The following is a 5,396-nucleotide window of genomic DNA, read 5'->3' on the forward strand; positions in this document are numbered from 1 at the left end:
CGTCACCGCCACCATCGGCGAGGTGCCTTGGCCCACGAGCTCCACCGCCGCGGTGCCCTGGGCCGTACCGTCGAGGGTGAAGGTGGCCTGGGCCTGGCGTGCGCCCACCGCCTGGGGGGTGAAGCGCAGGGGGAGGGTGACGGTGGCGCCGGGGGAGACCGTCACCGGGAAGCTGCTCGGCGGGGGGACGCTGAAGTCGAGCGCGGCCGTCCCCGAGAAGGAGACCGAGGAGACCCGCAGCTCCGTGGCACTCGGATTGTGGAAGCGGACCTCCTGGTGGGGAGCGCTCACGCTCACGTTGGACGCGCCGAAGACGAGACGGGTCGGGGTGATCTCCAGGTCGGGCTTTGTCGCGGTGCCGGCCAGGGAGATGGAGACGGTCGGCCTGTCTGGGTCGTTGGTGGTCAGGGTGAGCGTGCCCGTGAAGGCGCCTTCGGCGGTGGGGCTGAACGTCACCGAGAGGGTCCGGGTTTCATTGGCCGCCAGGGTGAAGGTCTCGCGCGGGGTGACGCTGAACACCGCTCCCGAGGTGGTGACGCTGCTGATGAGCAGGGGCTCGTTGCCCGTGTTCTTCACCGTCACCACCAGGGGGCGGGTGGTGCCCACCTGCTGCTCTCCAAAATCGAGCAAGGAAGGGCTCACCGTGACGGCGGGCTTCAGACCACGGCCAGTGAGGAAAATGGTCACCCGAGGATTGGTCGGGTCATTGCTGGAAAAGCTGAGGGGGCTCTCGATGTCGCCCGCGGTGGTGGGGCGGAATGTCACCGAAATCTCCTGGAAGCTACCAGGAGGCAGGGCGAAGGGGCCCGTCGGGGACACGGCGAAGGGCGCGGCCGGGGTGAGCTCGCCGATGAACAGGTCCTCGGTGCCGGTGTTGCGCACCCTCACGTTCTGGGGCGCGCTGGTGGTGCCTACCGGCTGTTCACCGAAATCCAGGCTGCTGGGAAAGACCTCGAGGGTGGACGCGGCGAGGAGTGGCGCGCCCTGCCGCGTGTGTGTCGAGGGTTGCGGTGTCACGGCCTCCGTTTTCGTGACGTCGGACGAACAGGCGGCCAGCAAGCCGAGCGCGATGAGTGTCAGTGGATTGAGTCGAACCACGATTCTTCCCCCTTGTGTATGAAGCCGCGGACATTAGGGGGGAGGTGTTGGCCCCTCCAAGAAAGGAGCCTGTTGCCTCATTCCGGATCGGTGAAGCTCGCGTTCCACCTCGTGCGCCAGTCACCGAGGCCCGGTGTGCGCCATGGTGGGGAATCCGGGGCTGTCCACAGATTCCAGGAAATGCTGGTTCGCTTGCTATCCCGCTAAGCATCCTTTAAGGTTCCTATCAGGACGGCAGCGGTCGCCGTCCCGCGAGCAACACCCCACACCCCCACAACGGAGAAGTGCCATGAACCAGAACTTCGATGCCGTGCAGCTCAACGAGACGGAGCTTGACCAGGTTGTCGGTGGCCAGGACGTGCTCGCGCTCCAGTCTCTCCAGGCGCCCGTGCAGGATGACGGCTGTCTGTCCTTCTGCAGCTGCACCTCGAGCGTGAGCAGCAACAACGGCTAGTCCGTTGAGCAGTGCCAACGGCTGGAGCGCCGCCGACGCGTAGGTCTCGCGTTCGAGCACGCCAGTCGGGGGAGCCAGGCTGCGTGCTGACACAGGTCAGCCTGGCTTTCCGGTACCACGGCGGTCCTTGTCGAGCGCGTCCGTCCTCGGACCCTCCAGGGGGCGCGTGGGCTTTGTTCCGCAATCCCTGTCATCGCTTCGACGCCAAGGTCTGCCCCAGGAACATGGGCTCGGGGCACGGGTGCGACCGGAGCAGCGTCTCGCGCTAGCGGCTGTCATCCCCCGCTGTCATGATGCCGAACAACCTGTGAGCGACCACCATGGCTGAAGGCTCTTTCTTCTTCTCGTTCCTGGACCGGCAGTTCTTCGAGACGGTGGACCGCTACAAACCGTCCTCCGAGTACCTCGACATTGCCCAGCGCTATGTGGATCCCACCTGGGAGTTCAAGGTCGGTGGTTACTGGACGCGCTGCTGGCCCAAGAATCCCAATCACCTGAATCATGGTTGGAAGATTCACCTCGCCGCGGCGGAGAGCAGCGCGGTGGAGCTGCTGGAGCGCACCCTTCCGGTGCTCGTCAGCTTCAAGTTCAGCTTCAAGTTCTGCGCCGACCCCACCATGTTGCGGTTGTCGTTGAACAAGAACGCGCCGAGGACGGGCGCGGGGAAGTTCGTCACCATCTATCCGGATTCGGAGGAGGCCTTCCTGCGGCAGCTCGAGGCCCTCCACGAGGTGACGCAGGGCATGTGGGGCCCGTATCTGCTGACGGATCGTCCCTACAAGGGCAGCAAGGTCGTCTTCTACCGCTATGGCACGCACATGGCCGAGGAGAAGGTCGACCACCGGGGCGTGCGCGTTCCCGGGATGAGGGCGCCGGATGGCAACTGGGTTTCCGATGAGCGCCGCCCCTATTTCGTCCTGCCGTACTGGGTGAAGGATCCGTTCGCGGCCCCGAAGCCCGCGGCGCCCGCTCCGAAGCCCGCGCCCGCCACGACGGCCGCGCCCGCCACGACGGCCTCGGATGCTCCGAAGCCCGCGCCCGCTCCCCAGGGCGGCGGTCCGCTCCTGAAGAAGCGGTATCGCATCGAGAACGCCATCAAGTTCAACGCGACCGGCGGCATCTACAAGGGAATCGACACGCAGACCGGAGCCCCCGTCATCATCCGCGAGGCGCGCCCGCTGACGAACAAGGACCCGGCGAAGGAAGAGACCTTCCTGCTGCTCGAAAAAGAGGCGCGCATCCTGAAGCGGCTGGAGCCTACCGGCCTCACCCCGCGCTTCGTGGATCTCTTCCAGGAATGGGAGCACCGCTTCCTCGTCGAGCAGAAGCTCGATGCGGAGACGCTCTGGGGCTACGCCATCGGCTTCAGCCGGGCCTCCTCCGAGCTGCGCGTGGCCGACTTCTTCACCCGCATGCGCGACACGGTCATCAAAATCGCCAGGGGCCTGAAGACGATTCACGAGCACGGCGTCGTCCTGCGTGACCTGACACGCACCAACATCATGTTCACCAAGGACGATCAGGTGAAGTTCATCGATCTCGAGTTCGCCTTCGAGATGGATAGGGACGAGCCCTTCGCCCGGAGCTGGACGGACGGGCACAGCTCGCCCGAGCAGCGGCGCTGGGAGCGTCCCAAGCCCGGAGATGATCACTACTCCCTCGGGGCGATGATCCTCGATCAGATCGTTTTCACCGCGCCGGGTCTGGATGTGAACCGGGAGGGAATCCTCCGCTCCTTCCGGCAGTCGCTGGAGGACTGGCACCTGCCGCTCGAGGTCTACGACATCGTGGTCGGGCTGCTGGAGCAGGACCCCGCCAAACGCTGGGACCTGGATCGCGTCATCGCCGCCTTCCAGGCCATCGGGGTGCCGCACCACGATGCGCCGCTCGTCCCCATGGGAGAGGAGCCGCCGGAGCTGCCGGCCCCGCCGGCCTCCTTCCGCCAGGAGCTCGAGCAGACCGTCGAGGGGGTCAGCCGCTACATCCTCGCCAAGGCGGACTACTCGCGGAATGATCGGTTGTGGCCGACGCAAGGGACCGTCTTCGGCACCAATCCCCTCAACCTGGATTACGGCGCGGCGGGGACCGCCTACTTCCTGCACCGCCTGCACGGCAGCGTCCCGGCCCCCATCGTCGAGTGGATGCTGAAGCAGGTCGATCGGCATCCCTACCCGCCGGGCTTGTTCAGCGGCGCGGGGGGAATCGCCGTGGCCTTCCAGGAGATGGGGCTGCACGAGGCCGCGCGCAAGCTCATGGACGGCGCGGCGAAGTCCTCGCTGCTTCATCAGAAGGCCGACCTCTATTGGGGTGACGCGGGCTGGGGGCTGGCCAACCTGCACCTCTGGCGGCACACCGGGGAGGAGAAGTACCTGACGCGCGCTGGCGAGGCCGCCGACTACCTGATGCACACGAAGAAGGAGTCGGCGCAGGGCGTGTACTGGATGATGGACGACCAGATGCGCCTGGGCTTCGGGCATGGCCAGTCGGGCGTGGCGCTCTTCCTCATCTACCTCGCGATGATCCGGCCGGGGGAGGGCTTCCTGGAGACGGCCATCAAGGCCGTCGATTTCGAGATCGCCCACTGCAAGTACGTCAGCAACATGCTGCTGTGGTACCCGCACGTCGAGGCGAGCCCCGGCGAGCCCAAGTCGCCCCACATGCGCTACGGGACGTCCGGCATCGGCACCACCGTGCTGAGGGCCTACCTGGCGACGGGGGAGACGCGGCTGCGGAAGTTCGCCGACCGGTGCGCCAACACGGTCTCGGATCGCCACTCGAACAAGCTGTGGTTCAACTACGGCCTGTCCGGGTACGGCGAGTTCCTCCTGGACATGCATCGCGCGCTGGGGGGCGAGCGGTACCTCAACAGCGCCTCCTACCTGGCGGAGGGCATCCTCCCGCACCGCATCGACACGCCGGAGGGGATTGCCTTCGCGGCCGAGGAACTCTTCCGCATCAGCTGCGACCTGGGCGGTGGCTCGGCGGGGATCGGTTTGTTCCTCCACCGGCTGCTGCACCCGGAGCAGCCGCGCTTCCTGATGATGGATGACCTCTTCGAGGGCAAGGGCGTGGCCGCGAAGGGCTGAGCTGGAAGAAGCGGGAGCCCCTCACCCGGCTCGGGCGATGGGCTCCTGCTGCTGCTCCATCTGCGCCCCGACGAGCCGGGCGTAGGGGCCGCCGGACTTGAGCAGCTCCTCGTGGCGGCCCATCTCCACCACCTGCCCCGCGTCCATGACGACGATGATGTCCGCGCTGCGGATGGTGCTCAGCCGGTGGGCGATGACGATGCGCGTGCATTTCAGACTCGCCAGCGCCTTCTGCACCTGGCTCTCGGTGATGGCATCCAGCGCGCTCGTGGCCTCGTCCAGCAGCAGCACCGCCGGGCGGTGCACGAGGGAGCGCGCCAGGGCCAGCCGCTGCCGCTGGCCGCCGGAGAGGGACAGGCCCCGGTCCACCAGCAGCGTGTCGTACTGCATGGGCATGGCCAGGATGTCGTCGTGGATGTTCGCCAGCTTCGCGGCCTCCACCACGCGCTCCAGGGGCAGGCCCGGGCTGCCCAGGGTGATGTTGTCCCGCAGGGAGGAGCCGAAGAAGGAGGGATCCTGGAGGACGACACCCATCTGCCCGCGCACGGAGCGCAGGTCCAGGTTGTGGAGGTCCACCCCGTCATAGACCACGCGCCCCGAGGTGGGCAGGTAGAGCCCCAGCAACAGGTTGGCCAGGGTGGACTTGCCGGCGCCCGAGCGGCCGACGATGGCCACCATCTGCCCGGGCTCGATGCGCAGTGACACGTCCCGCACCACGGGCGGCGAGTTGGCGCTATAGCGGAAGGAGACCTTCTCCA

General features: G+C 66.9%; 4 protein-coding genes. 2 read left to right on the plus strand and 2 right to left on the minus strand.

The window, feature by feature from the left end; all coding sequences use genetic code 11:
* Positions 1 to 1,098, minus strand: a 1,098-nt coding sequence (locus tag VF794_RS19890; RefSeq protein ID WP_331112714.1) for a choice-of-anchor D domain-containing protein, incomplete at its 3' end; no start/stop codon positions are given.
* A gap of 289 nt (positions 1,099 to 1,387) precedes the next feature.
* On the opposite strand from VF794_RS19890, the gene VF794_RS19895 reads away from it, so the two are divergent.
* Both VF794_RS19895 and lanKC read left to right on the plus strand, forming a co-directional pair.
* Positions 1,388 to 1,552, plus strand: a complete 165-nt coding sequence (locus VF794_RS19895; protein ID WP_331112716.1) for a class III lanthipeptide — start codon at positions 1,388 to 1,390, stop codon at positions 1,550 to 1,552.
* A 320-nt stretch (positions 1,553 to 1,872) separates the two neighbouring features.
* Positions 1,873 to 4,638 (plus strand): class III lanthionine synthetase LanKC, encoded by a 2,766-nt coding sequence (gene lanKC / locus VF794_RS19900; protein WP_331112718.1) that lies wholly within the window; start codon positions 1,873 to 1,875, stop codon positions 4,636 to 4,638.
* 21 nt (positions 4,639 to 4,659) lie between these two features.
* Here the strand turns inward: lanKC and VF794_RS19905 are convergent.
* On the minus strand, positions 4,660 to 5,396 hold a 737-nt coding region (locus VF794_RS19905), incomplete at its 5' end, for an ATP-binding cassette domain-containing protein (RefSeq protein WP_331112720.1).

The sequence above is a fragment of the Archangium sp. genome (assembly GCF_036389735.1).
Classification (GTDB): domain Bacteria; phylum Myxococcota; class Myxococcia; order Myxococcales; family Myxococcaceae; genus Archangium.

Bases quoted from the DNA above. Each gene is read 5' to 3' on its own strand.
- VF794_RS19895 (WP_331112716.1), top strand. From the start codon at position 1,388: ATGAACCAGAACTTCGATGCCGTGCAGCTCAACGAGACGGAGCTTGAC.
- lanKC (WP_331112718.1), top strand. From the start codon at position 1,873: ATGGCTGAAGGCTCTTTCTTCTTCTCGTTCCTGGACCGGCAGTTCTTC.